This is a genomic window from Pseudomonas sp. PICF6, assembly GCF_009831705.1.
Classification (GTDB): domain Bacteria; phylum Pseudomonadota; class Gammaproteobacteria; order Pseudomonadales; family Pseudomonadaceae; genus Aquipseudomonas; species Aquipseudomonas rhizophila.
Genome location: NZ_WUUD01000002.1, coordinates 355,355 through 357,619 on the forward strand (window position 1 = coordinate 355,355; position 2,265 = coordinate 357,619).

At 56.1% G+C, this 2,265-nt stretch carries 1 protein-coding gene; it reads left to right on the forward strand.

The features are described from left to right. Positions 1–442: 442 nt before the first annotated feature. A partial coding sequence (locus GSM73_RS02635; RefSeq protein WP_256676662.1) for a TonB-dependent siderophore receptor occupies positions 443–2,265 on the forward strand: 1,823 nt, incomplete at its 3' end.

Genomic DNA, 2,265 nt, shown 5'->3' on the forward strand with positions numbered 1-2,265 from the left:
AAGCGGGCGGATTCTGGCGTAGTTGTAGGCAAAGGCGCAAGGATGCGTGGCTTGATAGAGGGGTGTAGGTGGGGGCTGTAGGAGGAAGGTTTTTGGGGATGCGGGCGGGGTGTTCGGCTCTGGAACTGGGGCGATTTCATCGCGAGCAGGCTCGCTCCCACAGGGGATTGGGGTTGTTGCAGATACTGTGTTCACACCTGTGTGGGAGGGAGCTTGCTCCCGCTGGCCTGTGCAGCAGGCCCCTGTATTTCTTCAGGCAAACCGCATCGTTCGGTTTTGCGTCTGCTGCGCAGCCGAGCGGGAGCAAGCTCCCTCGCCATGGGGCTGACTAAACCGCTTTCCAAATCTTTTATGGCAGCTTGCCATTCGTTATAGATAATCTATCTGCGAATCATTAGCATTACCTGCATTGGTTTCCCGTTTCCCCGCAGGTACTCACTCCATGCTATTTCCATCTCGCCTTACGTTGCTGGCTGCATGTTGCTCAGTCAGTTTTCTTGCCCAAGCGGCAGAGCCTATTGAATTGGGAGCGACCGACGTTACTGCCAGTGCGATCAAACCCAACTCCAACACGCTACCAACGCCCTATGCGGGTGGTCAGGTGGCGAGGGGAGGCCAGATGGGGGTGCTGGGCAATCAGGACAACATGGATGTCCCGTTCGTGATGACGAGTTACACCTCGCAGTTGATTGAAGATCAACAAGCTGAAGACGTGGGTGATGTGCTTCTCAATGATCCGTCGGTGCGTCAATCCTATGGGTTTGGTAACCAATCCCAAGTGTTCGTGATTCGAGGCTTGCCGCTTAACAGTGACGACATTTCCTACAATGGGCTGTATGGCGTCTTACCGCGTCAGATTCTGTCGACGGATGCTATCGAGCGTGTCGAGGTGTTCAAAGGCCCCAACGCGTTTATCAACGGTGTCAGTCCGACGGGCTCGGGTCTTGGGGGCGGTGTCAACTTGCAGCCCAAACGCGCAGAGGATGTGCCGACGCGTCGTTATACCCAGGACATCAGCACCGATGGCCGCATTGGCGAGCATTTGGATATCGGGCAGCGATTCGGCGAGGACAATCGGTTTGGTGCCAGGTTGAATCTGAGCCAACGGGAAGGTGAAACAGCGATCGACGACCAGGATCAGCGCACAAAGTTGTTCGTTGCGGGCCTGGACTATCAAGGGGATAACTTCCGCGTTTCCACCGATTTCGGGTATCAGAAACAGCGTATCAATGGGCTGCGTAATTCCGTGAATATCGGCAACGCCACCCGCATTCCCACTGCTCCGCACGCCAGCCACAATTATGGGCAGGACTGGACTTACTCCGAAACGGAAGACACCTTCGGCATGGTTCGTGGCGATTGGGATCTGAACGAAAACTGGACCGCATACCTTGCCGGTGGTGCAAAGCACACCCGAGAAACCGGGGTGTACGCCACACCGACACTGGTCGGCAATAACGGCGTAGCGACGATCGGTGGCTCAGAGATTCCTCACAATGAAGACAACACATCGTTCAGTGGCGGGTTGAACGGGCGCTTTAACACGGGCCCTGTTTCCCACCAAGTTGCGATCGGTGGCTCAACGATTTGGACCGAGCAGGAAAACGCGTACACGTTCTATCGTTCCGTTACCGGGAACAGCAATATCTACAACACCCCGAAGCTTCCTAAGCCGACTGCGGTATCCAGCACGGGCGGTGAAATGGGTGATCCCGGGGTGACCGGCAAAACCCGTAACCGCAGCCTGGCGATTTCCGACACGTTGGGCTTGTTCGATGACAAGTTGCTGGTCACTTATGGTGTTCGTCGTCAGCAGTTGCGTGTCGAGAACTATAAGTACGATGGCACTACTTCAAACGGTGTAGCCAATCCAGCAAACGATGGCAGTCGTAGCGCGCTCTATGATGAAGCCATTACCACGCCTGTTTATGGCATCGTCTACAAGCCTGTGGAGAGCGTGTCGCTCTACGCCAATAGAATCGAAGGCCTTGCAAAAGGACCAGTGGCGTCCGGTACAGGCATCACGAACCTGGGCGAAGCCTTCCCCCCTGGCCGCACCAAACAGTTGGAAGCGGGCATCAAGTTGGACCTGCAAACCTTCGGTGCCAACCTGGGTGTTTTCCGCATCGAGAAACCTTCCGATGGGTACGTCGACAACGCGCAGAGGCTCTATGTGCGTGATGGTGAGCAGGTCAACAAGGGGCTGGAGCTCAGCGTTTTCGGCGAACCCATCGAAGGCCTCCGGTTGATGGCCGGCGGTACCCG